General features: G+C 61.0%; 18 protein-coding genes. 2 read left to right on the forward strand and 16 right to left on the reverse strand.

Annotated elements, in window-relative coordinates; translation table 11 throughout:
• Nucleotides 1–58: 58 nt before the first annotated feature.
• The 5 genes from msrQ to OKW37_RS21840 form a co-directional block, all read right to left on the reverse strand.
• Complete coding sequence (gene msrQ, locus OKW37_RS21820; protein WP_429408110.1) at nucleotides 59–754, reverse strand: protein-methionine-sulfoxide reductase heme-binding subunit MsrQ; 696 nt, start codon at nucleotides 752–754, stop codon at nucleotides 59–61.
• Between the two features lie 10 nt (nucleotides 755–764).
• Complete coding sequence (gene msrP / locus OKW37_RS21825) at nucleotides 765–1,760, reverse strand: protein-methionine-sulfoxide reductase catalytic subunit MsrP (RefSeq protein WP_184065483.1); 996 nt, start codon at nucleotides 1,758–1,760, stop codon at nucleotides 765–767.
• 206 nt (nucleotides 1,761–1,966) lie between these two features.
• Nucleotides 1,967–3,178, reverse strand: coding sequence for a c-type cytochrome biogenesis protein CcsB (gene ccsB, locus OKW37_RS21830; RefSeq protein WP_184065481.1), 1,212 nt, complete (start codon nucleotides 3,176–3,178; stop codon nucleotides 1,967–1,969).
• Between the two features lie 4 nt (nucleotides 3,179–3,182).
• Nucleotides 3,183–5,393, reverse strand: coding sequence for a cytochrome c biogenesis protein ResB (locus tag OKW37_RS21835; RefSeq protein WP_429509914.1), 2,211 nt, complete (start codon nucleotides 5,391–5,393; stop codon nucleotides 3,183–3,185).
• Between the two features lie 118 nt (nucleotides 5,394–5,511).
• Nucleotides 5,512–6,165 (reverse strand): c-type cytochrome, encoded by a 654-nt coding sequence (locus OKW37_RS21840; RefSeq protein ID WP_184036008.1) that lies wholly within the window; start codon nucleotides 6,163–6,165, stop codon nucleotides 5,512–5,514.
• Between the two features lie 220 nt (nucleotides 6,166–6,385).
• Here OKW37_RS21840 and yihA point away from each other — a divergent pair, with 220 nt between their 5' ends.
• Nucleotides 6,386–7,048, forward strand: coding sequence for a ribosome biogenesis GTP-binding protein YihA/YsxC (gene yihA / locus OKW37_RS21845; RefSeq protein WP_429408107.1), 663 nt, complete (start codon nucleotides 6,386–6,388; stop codon nucleotides 7,046–7,048).
• Between the two features lie 278 nt (nucleotides 7,049–7,326).
• Nucleotides 7,327–8,325: a porphobilinogen synthase gene (hemB, locus tag OKW37_RS21850; protein ID WP_429356259.1), complete on the forward strand. Its 999-nt coding sequence runs from the start codon at nucleotides 7,327–7,329 to the stop codon at nucleotides 8,323–8,325.
• Nucleotides 8,326–8,448: 123 nt separating this feature from the next.
• Here the strand turns inward: hemB and dsbD are convergent, their stop codons facing one another.
• From dsbD to rplO, 11 genes are all read right to left on the reverse strand, one after another.
• Nucleotides 8,449–10,329: a protein-disulfide reductase DsbD gene (dsbD, locus tag OKW37_RS21855; protein WP_429408104.1), complete on the reverse strand. Its 1,881-nt coding sequence runs from the start codon at nucleotides 10,327–10,329 to the stop codon at nucleotides 8,449–8,451.
• The gene (gene cutA, locus OKW37_RS21860; RefSeq protein ID WP_409259630.1) at nucleotides 10,322–10,654 is read right to left on the reverse strand and encodes a divalent-cation tolerance protein CutA; all 333 of its coding nucleotides are present in this window, start codon (nucleotides 10,652–10,654) and stop codon (nucleotides 10,322–10,324) included. Before cutA ends, dsbD begins: the two co-directional genes overlap by 8 nt.
• Nucleotides 10,655–10,843: 189 nt before the next feature.
• Entirely contained in the window at nucleotides 10,844–11,236 is a 393-nt protein-coding gene (gene rplQ / locus OKW37_RS21865; RefSeq protein WP_013090750.1) for a 50S ribosomal protein L17, read from the reverse strand.
• Between the two features lie 192 nt (nucleotides 11,237–11,428).
• Nucleotides 11,429–12,406 (reverse strand): DNA-directed RNA polymerase subunit alpha, encoded by a 978-nt coding sequence (locus tag OKW37_RS21870; protein ID WP_007730697.1) that lies wholly within the window; start codon nucleotides 12,404–12,406, stop codon nucleotides 11,429–11,431.
• Between the two features lie 124 nt (nucleotides 12,407–12,530).
• Nucleotides 12,531–13,154: a 30S ribosomal protein S4 gene (rpsD, locus tag OKW37_RS21875; protein WP_013090752.1), complete on the reverse strand. Its 624-nt coding sequence runs from the start codon at nucleotides 13,152–13,154 to the stop codon at nucleotides 12,531–12,533.
• Between the two features lie 147 nt (nucleotides 13,155–13,301).
• Nucleotides 13,302–13,706 carry a 30S ribosomal protein S11 gene (gene rpsK, locus OKW37_RS21880; RefSeq protein ID WP_006052224.1) on the reverse strand — a complete coding sequence of 135 codons (405 nt, stop codon included), beginning with the start codon at nucleotides 13,704–13,706 and terminating at the stop codon, nucleotides 13,302–13,304.
• A gap of 28 nt (nucleotides 13,707–13,734) precedes the next feature.
• Nucleotides 13,735–14,100 (reverse strand): 30S ribosomal protein S13, encoded by a 366-nt coding sequence (gene rpsM, locus OKW37_RS21885; protein ID WP_013589830.1) that lies wholly within the window; start codon nucleotides 14,098–14,100, stop codon nucleotides 13,735–13,737.
• A gap of 41 nt (nucleotides 14,101–14,141) precedes the next feature.
• The gene (gene rpmJ / locus OKW37_RS21890; RefSeq protein WP_004199844.1) at nucleotides 14,142–14,258 is read right to left on the reverse strand and encodes a 50S ribosomal protein L36; all 117 of its coding nucleotides are present in this window, start codon (nucleotides 14,256–14,258) and stop codon (nucleotides 14,142–14,144) included.
• Between the two features lie 20 nt (nucleotides 14,259–14,278).
• On the reverse strand, nucleotides 14,279–14,497 hold the full coding sequence (gene infA / locus OKW37_RS21895) for a translation initiation factor IF-1 (RefSeq protein WP_004521905.1): 219 nt from the start codon (nucleotides 14,495–14,497) through the stop codon (nucleotides 14,279–14,281).
• Nucleotides 14,498–14,505: 8 nt separating this feature from the next.
• Nucleotides 14,506–15,852, reverse strand: coding sequence for a preprotein translocase subunit SecY (gene secY / locus OKW37_RS21900; RefSeq protein WP_090802158.1), 1,347 nt, complete (start codon nucleotides 15,850–15,852; stop codon nucleotides 14,506–14,508).
• Between the two features lie 46 nt (nucleotides 15,853–15,898).
• On the reverse strand, nucleotides 15,899–16,333 hold the full coding sequence (gene rplO / locus OKW37_RS21905; RefSeq protein WP_075303261.1) for a 50S ribosomal protein L15: 435 nt from the start codon (nucleotides 16,331–16,333) through the stop codon (nucleotides 15,899–15,901).
• Between the last annotated feature and the right edge of the window lie 16 nt (nucleotides 16,334–16,349).

Here is a 16,349-nt window from a genome sequence, read left to right on the forward strand (position 1 = left end):
ATGCCACGGTGGCATCGCCATTTTTATTTGAAACAGCGTGACGCCAATAAACTCGCCATCATCGTCGGCGCGTTCCCATCCTCCGCTCACGTATCCACACCACCAGCCGCCATCCCAGCAACGCGATCATCACCGCGCCGTAGATCTTCGGCAGCAGCAGGTCGTGCTTGCCCGCCTTCATCCACCAGAAATGCAGGATCGCGAGCACGCCGATCGCATAGATCGCGCGATGCAGCGTTTGCCAGCGACGTCCGAGCTTGCGCACCATCGCGCGCGGCGACGTGACCGCGAGCGCGATCAGCAGCACGAACGCCGCGAAGCCCACCGTGATGAACGGCCGCTTGCCGATGTCCTTCAGAATCTCCGCAACATCGAACCACTTGTCGAACCACAGGTACGTGGTGAAATGCAGCGTCGCGTAGAAGAACGTGTAGAGCCCGAGCATGCGGCGCAAACGCACGAACGCGGCGACGCCGGTCAGACGGCGTAGCGGCGTCACCGCGAGCGTGATGCACAGGAACACGAGCGTCCACAGGCCGGTCGAGCGCGTGATGAATTCAATCGGATTCGCGCCGAGCCGGTCGGTCAGGCCGAACAGCACGAGGCGCGCGAGAGGATAGAGCGCCGCGATAAAGACTGCGACTTTGGTGGGCACGACCCAGCGCGCGCCGCCGGTGGAACGCGGCTTCGCCGCCGACGACGTCCGCCGCGTCGCAGGCTCGGTGCGGGTGACAGTTTGCGTATCGGAAACCATCGCGCTCGCCCTAGAAGTTCTTCTTCAGGTCCATGCCCTGATAGAGCGACGCGACCTGATCGCCGTAACCGTTGAACATCAGCGTCTTGCGTTTCGGCGTGAAAAAGCCGTCTTCGCCGATGCGCCGTTCAGTGGCTTGACTCCAGCGCGGATGATCGACATTCGGATTCACGTTCGAATAAAACCCATATTCGTTCGACGCGTACGTGTTCCAGCTCGTCGGCGGCTGCTTCTCGACGAAGCGGATTTTCACGAGCGACTTCGCGCTCTTGAAGCCGTACTTCCACGGCACCACGACGCGCACCGGCGCGCCGTTCTGATTCGGCAGCACCTGGCCGTAGAGGCCCATCGTCAGTAGCGTCAGCGGATGCATCGCCTCGTCCATCCGCAGGCCTTCGGAGTACGGCCAATCGAGTATGGGTGCCGACAACCCTGGCATCTGCGACGGATCGGCGAGCGTGATGAACTGCACGTACTTTGCATTGCCGGTCGGTTCGACGCGTTTGATCAGCTCCGACAGCGAGACGCCGATCCACGGCACCACGATCGACCAACCTTCGACGCAGCGATGCCGGTACACACGCTCCTCGAGCGGCGCGAGCTTCAGCAGATCGTCGATGTCGTACACCTTCGGATTCTTGATCTCGCCCTCGACGCTCACCTTCCACGGATGCGGCCGCAACGTGCCCGCGCGCTGCGAGGGGTCGGATTTATCGGTGCCGAACTCGTAGAAATTGTTGTAGGTGGTGATGTCCTTGTACGGCGTGATCTTGTCGAGCGCGACGAACCTGGTGTTGGTTTTCGCCGCGAGCTTCTGCGCCTTCGGATCGGGCGACGAGTAGGTCGCGAGCGCCTCGCCGCTCACGCCGATCAGGCCGCCGAGCGCCATCGCGCCCGCCGCCTGCAGGATGCGTCGCCGGTTCTCGAACACGTGCCGCGGCGCGATTTCGCTGCGCGCGATGTCATCGCCGGTCAGTTGAATTCTGTCGCTTCGCTTGATCCACATCGTGCTACTCCTTGCCGGCCCGCCGCGTCGCGCGCGTTGCGGAGCCTTATTGATGATCGCCCCTTTGGGGGCGTCTGTCATCCATGGGTAGTTGCTCTGGTGCTCGACTGGCGAACACCGGGGAGCAACGAATATTCCATCGGCCATAAAAAAACCGCCGGTGCGAAAGCACGCGGCGGTTCTTAGTCGGTTCAGCGCGGCGGATCTTACAGCTTGCCGTAGCTATGCAAGCCCGACAGGAACATGTTCACGCCGAGGAACGCGAAGCTCGTGACCAGCAGCCCGGTCAGCGCCCACCACGCGGCGAGCGCGCCGCGCAGGCCCTTCATCATACGCATGTGCAGCCAGGCCGCGTAGTTCAGCCACACGATCAGCGCCCACGTCTCCTTCGGGTCCCAGCTCCAGTAGCCGCCCCAGGCTTGGGCGGCCCACAGCGCGCCGAGAATCGTCGCGATCGTGAAGAACGCGAAGCCGACCGCGATCGACTTGTACATCACGTCGTCGAGCACGTCGAGCGCCGGCAGACGATCCGCGAGCACGCCGCGTTCCTTCGCCAGATATGCGACGCCGACCATCGCCGACAGCGCGAAGCTGCCATAGCCGATGAAGTTCGCCGGCACGTGAATCTTCATCCACCAGCTTTGCAGCGCCGGCACGAGCGGCTGGATCTGCTGCGCGTCGCGCGCGACCGAGTACCACATCAGGAAGCCGACGGCTGCGCTGATCACGAGCAACACGAACGCGCCGAGCGCGCGCGTGTTGTAGTGCTGCTCGTAGTACAGATAGAACAGCGCGGTGATCAGGCTGAACAGCACGAACACTTCATAGAGGTTCGAAATCGGAATATGGCCGACGTCCGCGCCGATCAGATACGACTCGTACCAGCGCACCATCATGCCGACGAAGCCCATCAGCACCGCCGCCCACGTCATCGTCGAGCCGATCGCGGCGCCGGTCGGCGAGCGCGACAGCAGCGCGATCCAGTAGAACCCGGTCGCGAATACGAAGAGCGCGCTCATCCACAGGATCGCGGACTGGCTCGACAGGAAATACTTGAGGAAGAAAGCGTTGTCGGCGCGGCTCAGATCGCCGTGGTAGATCTGGATTGCGAGCAGCGACAGCGCGGCGATTCCCACCATCAGCGGACGCACCGGCTTCCAGCGCCAGCCGAGCACGACGAAAACCGGCACCGAGCACATCAGCACCAGTTTGTCGTAGTAGTTCATGAACGGGTAATAGCGCGACAGCGCGAACCCGGCGCCCCCGACAAGCGCGAGCGCGAACAGCCAGTCGACGATACCCAGGCGTTTCAGAAACGGCCGTTCGTCGAAGTTCGGGAGTTCGGGCGTGCTGCTCGCAAACGCCTTGTCGGCGCGTGAAGCAGAAGAAGAGGAGGAGGAAACCTGAGTCAAGTCCATGATCTTACCGGGTCGAATCCTGTGAGCTTGCCGATGCAGCGGCGGCCTGACCGGCCGGGCTGGCATCGGCTGCTTCGATGAGTTTCGCGCCCAGTGCGGCGCTCACGGCGGCCCGCGTCTGGACGAACTCTTTCTCGAAGTCTAGCGTCTTACGCGCGCTCGACATCGCCATTACGACGCTCGTGCCGTGGTCCGTGTCCTTGAGCCAGAACCACAGACGCCGTTCGCGAACGTAGAACATCGAGAAGATGCCCAATACGAGAAGCAGGCTGCCAAGATACACGACTTTTTTGCCCGGCGCGCGCGTCAACTGAAATACCGAAGCTTGCACCTGCTTGAATGAGTCAAGCTGCAAATAGACCGGCGATCCATACAGAAAGCTGTCGGAAATCGCATTAAGCGAACTCTGGATGAAGCGGCTCGTGTCCGCATCGGCCGGCGCGGCGGGCTCGCCGAGCCGCTGGCGCGACAGTTGCCACAAGTCCCACGTCACGCCTTCGAGCATGCGAAGCAGCAGGCCCGCCGCCTTTTCCTGCTCGCCCTTCGGTACCGAGCGGTCGATAAACCCAGCGACCGCCTGGAAGCCGCCGAGCGTTTCGCCATTCGGCATCTTCATGCTGCTGTCGGCGCCCGCAAAAAGGGTCAGCACCCGCAAGGCGCTTTCCTCCAGATGTTGCTGCAACTCCGCATTTGAACCCGGCACCGAATGCTGCGCGAATTGATGAGCGGCGATGGCCCGTTGGTTCGGGTCTTCCAGCGTGGCGCGCAGATTCATCCATTCCTTGAGCGTGCCGCCGCTGTCGGCGGGAATGCGCAGGTAGCGGAACGGGTCGTCGGGATTCAAGCGCATGCCGGCGAGGAACATTTTCTCGCCGTTCACGTCGACGGGCAGCATGTAGTTGTTGTACTCGCGCGCCTGGCCATCCTTGCCGCGAATCTTGTACTGCACCGACGGGCCGACGTTGTGCAGATCGAGCGGCTTCGACGTTTTCGCGCCGGAGCCGAGGCGCTCGTCGAACGCTTCCTTCAGCGAGTGCTGCGCGACAACCCCGCGCGCATCGTTCTGCCCGTTGCCGTTCGAGATGTTTTCGACGTTGATCGCGCGGAAGTCGGTGAATTCGACGGTCTGGCCATCGGCCAGCGGCGTGGCCGAGCTCAACGGCGCGCTGCCGCCGATCGTGCCGCCAAACGGCGCGGGCTTTGCACTCGGGCCGGACATCGGGAAGGCAGTCATCTGCATCTGCGAGCCGCCGTCCTGGAAGCTCGATTGATAAATCGACACGCCGTCGTATTCGAACGGCTTGTTGACCTCGACGCGCGCCGGCACGCGCGCGCCGGTCTTGTGATCGATCACGACGATGTCGCTCGCGAACAGCTTCGGCATGCCGGTCGAGTAGTAATCGACGATGAACTTGTTGAGCTCGATCGAAAACGGCAGGTCCTGGATCAGCGAACCATTGGGCTGATTCAGGATCGCGGTCGACACGTGCTGCCCTTCGGGTACCCACGCGTAGCCGCGGAACGTCGGGTTCGATTGCGACAGCCGATGCTCGGGCGAAATCTCGTTGATCACCGTGTTCGAGTTGATCGGCGACTTATCGAACAGCCACATTTGCAGCTTGATCGGCAGATTGCTGTCGAGCAGGCCGCCGAGGCAGATCACGACGATCGCGAGGTGCGCGGAGATGTAGCCGAACTTCGTCAGCGCGCCACGCTTCGCGGCGATCAACGTCGCGCCGTCCGACTCGCGCGTGACGAACTTGTAGCCGAGCTTCGCCGACAACCTTACGAGCACCGCCGCCGACTGCGCGCGCGTGCCGTGCACCGCGAACTCACCCTTGTGATGGAACGCGCGCAGGCTGCCTTCTCGAACCTTGTCCTTCCAGCTCTTCGCGTCGGCGACCATCTTCGGCGCATTTCGGATCACGCAGAGCGACACAGACACCATCAGGAAGCCGAGAATCAGCATGAACCACCACGAGCTGTACACCGTGTAGAGGCTCAGCGCGCGGAAGATGTCCGCCCAGAACGGACCGAACTGGTTGACGTAGTTGGGATACGGATCGTCCTGCGTGAGGACGGTACCGATGATGCTGGCGATCGACAGAATGACGAGCAGCGCAATGGCGAAACGCATCGAGCTCAGGAGCTCGATGGCGCTGCGCATGACGCGATTGCCCGACTTCGACTGCAGACCCGACGTGGTGACGCTCATTCAATCTCCGACTGAACAGCAAAAAAGGGTGAAGGGCTGTCGTAGCGACGACACCCTCACCCTTTTCTTGTTTTTCACCGGCCTCGCCGGGCCGGTTGGATTTGCGCGGACGAAGCGCTTAATGCAGGCCCGCGATGTAGTCGGCAACCGCTTTGATTTCGTTGTCCGACAGACGCGATGCTATCGCATGCATCGCGTCGTTGTTATTACGAGCGCCCGGACCTTGCGTGAACGCGGTCAATTGCGTCACCGAGTACTCGGCCCACTGCCCCGACAGGCGTGGATACTGGATCGGAATGCCCTGCCCCGTGGGCCCGTGACAGGCCGCGCAGGCCGGCACCCCGCGGTCGGCAATCCCACCGCGATAGATCTGCTGCCCCACCGCGACGGTCTTCTTGTTGTGCGCATAGCCTGGCTTGGGCGTCTGCGTCGAGAAGTAAGCCGCGACGTTGATCATGTCCTGATCGGAAAGCGCGGCGGCCATGCCCGCCATGATCGCATTGTTGCGCGCGGCCTGTTTGGCGCCCGGCTGCGCCTTGAAATCTCTGAGCTGCTTGACGAGGTACTCAGGATGCTGGCCCGCCAGTTTCGGGTATGCGCCGCCGGCACTGTTGCCGTCTGCGCCGTGACATGACGCGCATACCTGTACCGCGATTGCCTGCCCCCGATTGATGTCCGGCTTTGCCGGATCTGCTGCTCGTGCCTGAATTGCCAAACCTGAAAGACCTGCCGTTACATGAAGCACCATCAGAGTCTTGCACAGTCGATTCATTCGCACACCCTGTCTCGTCTTGTGGGATTTTAGATGTTCTGCAAAGTACGACGACGGCGACCGAGTGACCGCCAGGAGCCGCCAAGGCACGTGGGGCGGCCTCCTAAGGTTTTCAGTAAACCATCGTATTGTACAATAACTCGCTAATCGCTTAGACGCCAGTCGGGCTTGACCCCGTTCCCGCTGCGGGCTCCGCAGCTTCTCCAATCTGGCTTCCACCATGCCCTTCCTGCTCCACGAATCCCGCTTCTATACCACCGTCAATCATCTGCGCGACCTGCCGGCCACCGCGCAGCCCGAGATCGCTTTCGCGGGACGCTCGAACGCGGGCAAATCGACCGCGATCAACGTGCTCTGCAATCAGAAGCGACTTGCATTCGCAAGTAAGACGCCTGGCCGCACGCAGCACATCAATTATTTTTCGGTTGGCAAGGCGGATGAGCCGACCGCCTATCTGGTCGACCTGCCGGGCTACGGTTATGCGGAAGTGCCGGGTGCGGCGAAGGCGCACTGGGAAGCGCTGCTGTCCACGTATCTGCAATCGCGCTCGCAACTGCGCGGCATGATCCTCATGATGGATTCGCGCCGCCCTCTGACGGATCTCGATCGGCGCATGATCGAGTGGTTCGCGCCGACCGGCAAGCCGATCCACACGCTGCTCACCAAATGCGACAAATTGACGCGCCAGGAAAGCACGAACGCGTTGCGCACCGCGCAGAAGGGACTGGCCGAATATCGGGCTGCGGGCTATCGCGGCGAACTCACCACGCAACTGTTTTCGGCGCTCAAGCGAACGGGGCTCGATGAAGCGCATGAGCTGATCGAGAGCTGGCTGATCCCGGAGGCAGCGGGCGAAACAGGCGAAACGCCGGCCGCGGGCTGAACGCATATCAATGCAGGAATCCCGCGGCACGCGTGATATGCCTGTAAAACCCGCGTCAGAGCGCGTTTGCGGCCGCGCATAAAAAAACCCGCCGCTTGAACGGCGGGTCAAACAGCCTAATCGAAAAACGACAGGCACCCGCTCAGGGAGGAGAAGCGGGGAGGTCAGCGCTAGGCGCCTTGCTCGATCGGTATGATATACCATTGTCTCGAAAAGTTTCCGGGAGCGGAGCCAGGTGCTATTTGTCCACTCCACCTATCCACGATCTTCGATTCGATATGAGCTTCTACCCGCACTACCGTCCGCGCCGCATGCGCCGTGACGACTTCTCGCGTCGCATGATGCGCGAAAACCTCCTCACGACCAACGATCTGATTTACCCCGTGTTCATCGTCGAGGGAACCAACGTGCGGCAAGCCGTGCCGTCGATGCCGGGCGTCGAGCGCGTGTCGGTCGATCTGCTGATGGGCGTCGCCGGGCAGTGCGTCGAACTGGGCGTGCCGGTGTTGTCTCTGTTTCCCGCGATCGAGCCCTCGCTGAAGACGCCCGAAGGCCGTGAAGCGGCCAACCCGGCGGGCCTGATCCCGCGCGCGGTGCGTGAGTTGAAGAAGAATTTTCCGGGGCTCGGCGTGCTCACCGACGTGGCGCTCGATCCGTATACGAGCCATGGTCAGGACGGCGTGCTCGACGAAGCCGGCTACGTGATCAACGACGAAACCGTCGAGATCCTCGTCGAGCAGGCTCGTGCGCAGGCGGAAGCCGGCGTCGACATCGTCGCGCCGTCGGACATGATGGACGGACGCATTGGTGCGATCCGCGAAATGCTCGAGAGCGAGGACCACATCCACACGCGCATCATGGCGTACGCGGCGAAGTACGCTTCGGCGTTCTACGGCCCGTTCCGCGATGCCGTCGGTTCCGCGACGAACCTCGGCAAGAGCAACAAGATGACCTACCAGATGGACCCGGCAAATTCCAACGAGGCGCTGCGCGAAGTGCAGGCCGACATCAACGAAGGCGCGGACATGGTGATGGTCAAGCCGGGCATGCCGTATCTGGACATCGTGCGTCGCGTGAAGGACGAGTTCCAGTTCCCCACCTACGTGTACCAGGTAAGCGGCGAATACGCCATGCTGAAGGCCGCCGCGCAGAATGGCTGGCTCGATCACGACAAGGTGATGATGGAATCGCTGCTCGCGTTCAAGCGTGCAGGCGCGGACGGCGTGCTGACGTATTTCGCGCTGGATGCCGCGAAGATCCTGCGTTCGCAGAAGTAAACCAGGCGCGGTTTAGCGCGCGGCCGTCGAGAAAAAAACGGAGGCGAACCTTACGGTTTCGCCTCCGTTTTTTTGTGCTGCCGTTTGCGAAGCGGCGGTCTTGCTACGCCCCGCGGCCTTCGATTACACCCCCGATGCACTCGCCCGATCCAGTGTGCGCAGGAATTTATCCGCCGATTCGTAGCCGACCTCCCGCAACACTTCCTTGCCACCCTGATCGAAAAAAATAATCCCCGGCGGCCCGAACAGATTGAAGCGCTTGAGCAGCGCCTGGTCGTCGGTATTGTTCGCAGTGACGTCGGCGCGCAGCAGATTCATCTGCTTCAGCTTCGCCTGAACGCGCGGGTCGCTGAAGGTGAATTTCTCCATCTCCTTGCAGCTCACGCACCAGTCCGCGTAAAAATCGAGCATGGCTGGCTGCGCCGCCGTTTTGACGGCCTGGTCGAGCTGATCCGATGAACGTACCGGCGCGAACGTCAATTCGCTTTGCGGCGCCGTTGCGGCCGCGCTGGAGCCATCCTTCGCGATGCTCGCCTGATTGCCGACGCGAGCCGCGAGCACCGCCAGCGGTCGCAGCGGATCCAACGATCCCGCCGCGAGGCCAACTAGAAGCGCGCCTGCCCAAACCGCCATCACGACGCCGACCGCCCGCCCAAGCCGGTGCCATATCGAGGCGCCTGCAACCGACTTGGAAAACAGGCCGAGCGCAACCGCGGCGATCAGCAGCCAGAGGGCGCTCAACAGCATCGACGCCGCCCCGCCGAGCACCGGCCAAACGATCCACAGCGCCGCGGCCAGCAGAACGACGCCAAAGAACACTTTTACGCTGTCCATCCACTTGCCCGCGCGCGGCAGCAGTGTACCCGCGCCGAGGCCAATGATCAGCAGCGGCAGTCCGAGCCCGATGCCCATCGAGAACAGTGCCGCGCCACCGAGCACGGCGTTGCCGGTATGCGCGATGAAAGCGAGCACCGCAAAAAGCGGCGCGGTCATGCAGGCGCCGACCACCAGCGCCGACAGCGCGCCCATCACGGCGACCGCGGTAAATTTGCCACCCGAGCGTCCCGCTGACCCGCTCGACATGCGATCGCGCCAGCGCGGCGGCAGTTCGAGATCCACACCGGCGATCAGCAGCAGCGCGAAAATCGTCAGAAGCCCGCCGAACGCGCCGAGCACCCACGGGTTCTGCAGCCATGCGCCGAGACTCTGCCCGACGAGTGCCGCCACGACACCCAGCACCGTGTACACGAGCGCCATCCCGACTACATACGCGAGCGACAGCGCGAAGCCACGCCTGCGCGTGACGCGCGCTCCCTCACCGATGATGATCGCCGACAGAATCGGAATCATCGGATACGAGCACGGCAGCAAGCTCAGAATGGCGCCGGCAACGAAATAAAGCCCGACGATCGCAAAAAAACCGCCACGCTGCAGCAGCGACTGCGCGTAATCGGCGCTGGTGGCGCGTTCGTACCAAGGTTCGTCGTCAGCGGCGGCCGATTGTTGCGCGCTTGGGGTCGCCGCCCTTCTGCCAGCCAGCTGCAGCGCCTCGCTGCTCACGTGGTACACGCGCTCCATCGGGGGGTAGCAGATGCCCGCGTCGGCGCAGCCCTGCGACGTCACCGCAAGATCGAACGGTCCGGCAGCCTGCTTGACCGGAATACGAATCGTCAGCTCGTTGCGATACGTCTCGACATTCTTGTTGAATGTCTGATCGAACTTCACATGACCGCCTGGCAGTTCAGGCTCGCCAAGCGTCGCCGTGCCGTTGCGGGTCGCGAACGCGAAGCGCTCGCGGTACATGTAGTAGCCGTCCGCAATCTTGTAGGTGACGACGACTTGGCCGGGGGCCTCGGTCGCGCTGAACCGGAACGCGACGGACGGGTCGAGGAAGTCGTCCGCGGCGCGCGCGAGCGTGGCGACTTGCGCGAGGAACACCCAGCCGAGCAGAAAGAATGCGGTGCGCAGCGCAGCGCGCGCGCGCCGGTCGAGACCGTTAAACATGAACAGGGCGTTGGGTTTCAGCAGTGATCCACTGCCCGTAGGCGGCGGAGGCCGTCGCTTGCCATGAGAGGATTTCCGGCGTGCCGTAGGGATGGTGAGCCTGAATGTATTGCTCCAGTTCGAGCGCGCGAGCGGCGCTGGTCTTGAACAGCAGCTGGATTTCCTGCGCGGTTTCGATCGCGCCCTGCCAGTGATAGCTCGACTGCACGCTGCGTAGCTGGGTGACGCACGCGCAAAGGCGAGCGGCGAGCGCGTCGGCTGCGAGCTTTTGAGCGCCGGCCGCATCCGGCACCGTTGTCAGCACCAAGGTCACATTCACACTCACACCAAGCTCCGGCGGCGCAGGATTTCGATCCCGATATCGTATCACCTGGCCCTGTCGCCCTGCAGGGCGCCACGCGGTGCGGCCGCGACATTTGGTCACGGCGAAGCGGCTTTCGCTATCAATGAAAAATCCGCCGCAGAAAACAAAAAAGCCAGGCGATGCGCCTGGCTTTTTGTCGAAGCAGAAAGCTTACTCAGCTTCTTGCACTTCCGTTTCTTCGACTTCCGGACGGTCGAGCAGTTCGACCAGTGCCATCGGCGCATTGTCACCGACGCGGAAGCCGAACTTCAGCACGCGCAGGTAGCCGCCCGGACGGTTTGCGTAGCGCGGGCCGAGCACGTCGAACAGCTTCGTGACCGAGTCACGATCGCGCAGGCGGTTGAACGCCAGACGACGGTTTGCGAGCGACGGCTTCTTGCCGAGCGTGATCAGCGGCTCGACGACTTTACGAAGTTCCTTGGCCTTCGGCAGCGTGGTCTTGATGACTTCGTGCTCGATCAGCGAGTTGGACATGTTACGGAGCATTGCCAAACGGTGGCTGCTCGTGCGGTTCAGTTTCCGCAGACCATGACGGTGACGCATGTTAATTCCTTCAGTTCAAAGTTTTGGTCCAGCTCTTCTATCGCACTCGTTCTGCAGCATCGACTACAAACAGTGAGCGCACGGGCCGGTAGTGACAAAAGACAAGACGCGGATTTTAAAGGAAAATCCGCGCCTTTGCCAGTACAGTACAGCGGTGCAATTCGCGGGTCCACACCCGACCGAGTTGTCCGCTTACTTGTCGAGACCAGCCGGCGGCCAGTTTTCGAGCTTCATGCCGAGCGTCAGCCCACGCGATGCCAGAACTTCCTTGATCTCGTTCAGCGACTTGCGACCCAGATTCGGAGTCTTGAGCAGTTCGTTCTCGGTACGCTGGATCAGGTCGCCGATGTAGTAGATGTTCTCGGCCTTCAGGCAGTTCGCGGAACGAACCGTCAGTTCGAGATCGTCGACCGGACGCAGCAGGATCGGATCGATCTGCGGTGCGCGCGACGGCGCTTCCGCCGCTGCTTCGGTACCTTCCAGCGCCGCGAACACCGACAACTGATCGACCAGAATGCGCGCCGATTGTCGGATCGCTTCTTCCGGCGAAATCACACCGTTGGTCTCGATGTTCATCACGAGCTTGTCGAGGTCGGTGCGCTGCTCGACGCGAGCGCTTTCGACCGCGTAGCTCACGCGACGAACCGGCGAAAACGAGGCGTCCAGCACGATCCGGCCGATGATCTTGGCCGACTCTTCACCGTAACGACGCACATTGCCCGGCACATAGCCGCGGCCCTTTTCGACCTTGATCTGCACGTCGAGCTTGCCGCCCTTCGATAGATGCGCAATCACGTGATCGGGATTGATGACTTCGCAATCGTGTGCGAGTTCGATATCGCCGGCCGTGACCACGCCTTCGCCTTCCTTCCGCAGCGTAACCGTCACTTCGTCACGATTATGCAGCTTGAAGACGACGCCCTTCAGGTTCAACAACAGGTTGACCACATCCTCTTGCACACCGTCGAGCGTCGAATACTCGTGCACGACGCCTGCAATCGTCACCTCGGTCGGGGCATAGCCCACCATCGACGACAACAGCACGCGCCGAAGCGCGTTGCCCAAGGTGTGGCCATAACCGCGTTCAAACGGCTCCATGACCACTTTCGCGTGGCTCTCGCCAAGCGATTCAACTGCAATAATCTTGGGCTTCAACAAACTGGTTTGCATAGGTTTTCCTTTTCAATACCCTCGGCTCGTTACACCGATAAGGCTGACCGGTAACAACCTGAAAATAAACAGCCGAGACGCCCCCTTGCGCAACGCAATCAGGGCGCCCCGGCCGTCAATCCGATTACCGCGAATACAATTCGACGATCAGGCTTTCGTTGATGTCGCCAGCGATGTCGCTGCGTTCCGGCTTCTGCTTGAAGGTACCTTCGAACTTCTTCGCGTCGACCGCGACCCAGCTCGGCATGCCGCCTTGCTCAGCGAGCGACAGCGCCTCAATGATGCGAGCCTGCTTGCGCTTCTGTTCGCGCACGGCGACGACGTCCCCAGCCTTCACCTGCATCGACGGGATGTTCGTTACGACGCCGTTCACCGTGATTGCCTTGTGGCCAACGAGCTGACGTGCTTCAGCGCGCGTCGAGCCAAAGCCCATGCGATACACGACGTTGTCCAGACGCGATTCGAGCAGTTGCAGCAGGTTCTCACCCGTGTTGCCCTTCAGGCGGTCTGCTTCAGCGAAGTAGCGACGGAACTGGCGCTCGAGGACACCGTAGATACGCTTTACTTTTTGCTTCTCGCGCAGCTGAGTGCCATAGTCGGACGTACGTGCGCCCGAGGTACGGCCGTGCTGGCCGGGCTTGCTGTCAAGCTTGCACTTGTCAGCGAGCGAACGGCGCGCGCTCTTCAGGAAGAGGTCAGTGCCTTCCCGGCGGGACAGCTTGGCCTTGGGGCCGATATAACGTGCCACGTTGATTCCTTCTGTGATTTATCACGCGAATGCTTCCACTCGCGCTAGTCCGAACCCTTTGAGTCGAACGGTGGGCTTAGTCAATTCAATAACACGCGCAGCCCGCCACCGCGCAAGGCGGGAACAGGCGCTCGAAATACCAGCGTCTTAGATACGACGACGCTTCGGCGGACGGCAGCCGTTATGCGGGACCGGCGTCACGTCGGAGATCGCGGTGATCTTGATGCCAAGACCATGCAGCGCGCGCACCGCCGATTCCCGGCCAGGACCGGGGCCCTTGATCCGCACTTCGAGGTTCTTCACGCCGTATTCCATCGCCACGCGGCCAGCTGATTCAGCTGCGACCTGAGCTGCAAACGGAGTCGACTTACGCGAACCCTTGAAGCCCTGACCTCCCGACGTTGCCCAGGCAAGCGCGTTGCCTTGACGGTCGGTGATCGTGATGATGGTGTTGTTGAACGACGCGTGAACGTGAACCACGCCCTCGGCGACGTTCTTCTTGACCTTCTTGCGAACGCGTTGCGCCGCGGAGTTGTTCGAAGCCTTAGCCATTACGTTTTCCTGTAACTGTCAGTTCCGCTTACTTCTTCAGCGATTGCGCTGCACGACGCGGACCCTTGCGCGTACGGGCATTCGTACGCGTACGCTGGCCGCGCAGGGGCAGACCCTTACGATGCCGCACGCCACGATAGCAGCCGAGATCCATCAGGCGCTTGATGTTCATCGTCGTTTCACGGCGCAGATCGCCTTCAACGATGAACTTGCCGACTTCTTCACGCAGCTTTTCGAGGTCTGCGTCAGTCAGGTCTTTGACCTTCTTCGAAAATGCCACACCAGCAGCGACGCAAATGTCGCGCGAGCGCGTGCGACCGACACCGTAAATAGCCGTCAGGCCGATTTCAGTATGCTGGTGATTCGGGATGTTAACCCCTGCGATACGAGCCATTGTTTTTCCTCAAACAAAAAGCGCAAGCAAAAGCGCGGCGTTCAGCCTTGACGCTGTTTGTGGCGCGGATCAGAACTGCAAATCACGCGCACAACGCCTTTGCGCTTGATAATCTTGCAATTGCGGCAAATGCGCTTAACCGATGCCATCACTTTCATGATATTACCCTTTTTTCAAATCACTTCGCCCGGAACACGATCCGCGCACGCGACAGATCGTAAGGCGTCAATTCAACCGTCACCTTGTCGCCCGGCAAGATCCGGATGTAGTGCATCCGCATTTTGCCGGATATGTGTCCCAACACGACATGGCCGTTTTCCAGCTTCACCCTGAAGGTAGCATTAGGCAGGTTCTCGATTACTTCGCCCTGCATCTGGATAACATCGTCTTTGGCCATAAGTCCTTTCAACGCATCGGGACGCCGCCGCCTTTGAAATTAGCTTTCTTCAGCAGCGATTCATACTGTTGCGACATAACGTACGACTGCACCTGCGCCATGAAATCCATTGTGACGACGACAATGATCAGCAGCGACGTTCCACCAAAATAAAACGGCACGTTCCAGCGTAGCACCAGAAATTCAGGCAGCAGGCAAACGAACACGATGTAGATCGCACCGGCAAGCGTCAAACGCGTGAGGATGCGGTCGATATATCGCGCCGTCTGATCGCCCGGGCGGATACCTGGGACGAAAGCGCCGCTCTTTTTCAGGTTGTCGGCCGTTTCCCTGCTGTTAAACACCAGTGCAGTGTAAAAGAAGCAGAAGAAGACGATCGCCAACGCGTACAGCAACACGTACACCGGTTGACCGGGCTTCAGGGCTTCGGCAACGTTGTGCAACGTGTCTGCGAACCAGCTGGTACGCGAACCCGAACTGAACCAGTTCAGGATAGTTGCCGGGAAGAGAATGATCGACGATGCGAAGATCGGTGGAATCACGCCCGACATATTCAGCTTCAGCGGCAAATGCGAAGACTGGCCGCCGTAAATCTTGTTGCCCACCTGCCGCTTCGCATAATTCACAAGTATCTTGCGCTGGCCGCGTTCGATGAACACCACCACATAGGTCACAGCAGCAATCAGCGCGACGACGATAATCGCCGAGATGATGCTCATCGAGCCGGTTCGCACCAGTTCAAAGAGACCACCGATTGCGTTCGGGAAACCCGCCGCAATACCGCCGAATATGATGATCGAGATACCGTTGCCAAGCCCGCGCTCCGTGATCTGCTCACCCAGCCACATCAGGAACATCGTGCCGGTCACCAGCGTCACAACCGTCGTCAAGCGGAATACCATCCCCGGATCGATCACGAGGCCCGGCTGATTTTCCAGAGCGACGGCAATACCGAACGCCTGGAACGTCGCCAGCACAACCGTGAAGATCCGCGTGTACTGCGTAATCTTTCGCTGACCTGCCTGCCCTTCCTTTTTCAGCGCTTCGAGCTGCGGCGAAACAATCGCCAGCAACTGCATGATGATCGACGCCGAAATGTACGGCATGATCCCCAGCGCGAAAATCGTGAACCGCGAAAGTGCGCCACCCGAGAACATGTTAAACATGCCAAGGATGCCGCCCGACTGGCTTTGGAACAGTTTCGCCAGTTGGTCCGGGTCGATACCCGGCACCGGAATATGCGCGCCGATACGGTAGACGACTAGCGCCAGCAGCAGGAACACTGCTCGCCGGCGCAAATCGCCAAACTTCGCCGCGCTGCGACCGGGTTTTGCGAGACTCGGGCTGTTAGCCAAGTACCTTCTCCGATGCAAGTGCTAGTGACGGCAATTAACTCGCGCGTTACTCGGCAAAAGAGCCACCGGCTGCCTCGATAGCAGCACGTGCGCCCTTCGTCGCACCCAGACCTTTCACAACGACCTTGCGCTTGAGCTCGCCCGTTGCAATGATCTTGGCGCTACGGATCAGCTCGCCGACGAGGCCGGCTTGCTTGAGAGCCAGCAGATCGATTTCGTCGACCGGCAGCTTCTCCAGATCCGAGAGACGTACTTCACCGACGAATTCCTTCGTCAGCGAGGTGAAGCCACGCTTCGGCAGGCGACGTTGCAGCGGCATTTGACCGCCTTCAAAGCCAACCTTGTGAAAGCCGCCCGAACGCGACTTCTGACCCTTGTGACCACGGCCAGCGGTCTTGCCGAGGCCGGAGCCGATGCCGCGACCAACGCGGCGCTTTGCGTGCTTCGCGCCTTCGGCCGGCTTCAGGTTATTCAATTCCATTATCAACTCCTTGAGT

Origin of the sequence: Paraburkholderia sp. MM5482-R2, from assembly GCF_050436125.1 — a bacterium.
Taxonomy (GTDB): Bacteria; Pseudomonadota; Gammaproteobacteria; order Burkholderiales; family Burkholderiaceae; genus Paraburkholderia; species Paraburkholderia tuberum.

What these genes read in the sequence shown, in the direction of transcription:
- hemB (WP_429356259.1), top strand. Translation starts at nt 7,327, where the DNA reads ATGAGCTTCTACCCGCACTACCGTCCGCGCCGCATGCGCCGTGACGAC.
- msrP (WP_184065483.1), bottom strand. Translation starts at nt 1,760, where the DNA reads ATGTGGATCAAGCGAAGCGACAGAATTCAACTGACCGGCGATGACATC.
- OKW37_RS21840 (WP_184036008.1), bottom strand. Translation starts at nt 6,165, where the DNA reads ATGAATCGACTGTGCAAGACTCTGATGGTGCTTCATGTAACGGCAGGT.
- rplQ (WP_013090750.1), bottom strand. Translation starts at nt 11,236, where the DNA reads ATGCGTCACCGTCATGGTCTGCGGAAACTGAACCGCACGAGCAGCCAC.
- rpmJ (WP_004199844.1), bottom strand. Translation starts at nt 14,258, where the DNA reads ATGAAAGTGATGGCATCGGTTAAGCGCATTTGCCGCAATTGCAAGATT.
- rplO (WP_075303261.1), bottom strand. Translation starts at nt 16,333, where the DNA reads ATGGAATTGAATAACCTGAAGCCGGCCGAAGGCGCGAAGCACGCAAAG.
- OKW37_RS21870 (WP_007730697.1), bottom strand. Translation starts at nt 12,406, where the DNA reads ATGCAAACCAGTTTGTTGAAGCCCAAGATTATTGCAGTTGAATCGCTT.
- yihA (WP_429408107.1), top strand. Translation starts at nt 6,386, where the DNA reads ATGCCCTTCCTGCTCCACGAATCCCGCTTCTATACCACCGTCAATCAT.
- dsbD (WP_429408104.1), bottom strand. Translation starts at nt 10,329, where the DNA reads ATGTTTAACGGTCTCGACCGGCGCGCGCGCGCTGCGCTGCGCACCGCA.
- OKW37_RS21835 (WP_429509914.1), bottom strand. Translation starts at nt 5,393, where the DNA reads ATGAGCGTCACCACGTCGGGTCTGCAGTCGAAGTCGGGCAATCGCGTC.
- ccsB (WP_184065481.1), bottom strand. Translation starts at nt 3,178, where the DNA reads ATGGACTTGACTCAGGTTTCCTCCTCCTCTTCTTCTGCTTCACGCGCC.
- rpsK (WP_006052224.1), bottom strand. Translation starts at nt 13,706, where the DNA reads ATGGCTAAGGCTTCGAACAACTCCGCGGCGCAACGCGTTCGCAAGAAG.
- msrQ (WP_429408110.1), bottom strand. Translation starts at nt 754, where the DNA reads ATGGTTTCCGATACGCAAACTGTCACCCGCACCGAGCCTGCGACGCGG.
- rpsM (WP_013589830.1), bottom strand. Translation starts at nt 14,100, where the DNA reads ATGGCTCGTATCGCAGGGGTTAACATCCCGAATCACCAGCATACTGAA.
- infA (WP_004521905.1), bottom strand. Translation starts at nt 14,497, where the DNA reads ATGGCCAAAGACGATGTTATCCAGATGCAGGGCGAAGTAATCGAGAAC.